Annotated in this window: 1 protein-coding gene; it reads left to right on the top strand. The window is 59.3% G+C overall.

Annotated features, from left to right (window positions below):
* Positions 1 to 236 (top strand): serine hydrolase (locus tag ACPYOI_RS37030; RefSeq protein ID WP_481424302.1); only part of this gene is annotated, 236 nt, incomplete at both ends.

Genomic DNA, 236 nt, shown 5'->3' with positions numbered 1-236 from the left:
ATCTTACTCAAACCTGGCGTTTGACCTGCTGGCAGATGCGCTCTCGACGGCAGCAGGCAAACCTTACCCGCAGCTCTTTGAAGAGCAGATAACGCGCCCGCTCGGCATGAAGGACACCACCTTTACCCCTTCTCCGGATCAGTGCCGACGCCTGATGGTGGCAGAGAAAGGCGCAAGCCCGTGTAATAACACCCTGGCAGCCATCGGCAGTGGCGGGGTCTATTCAACGCCAGGCG

The organism is Rhizobium sp. SVR5-2C (assembly GCF_056755115.1).
Note: the sequence above shows the minus strand (reverse complement) of the source record. Positions and strands in the feature narration are given on the sequence as shown.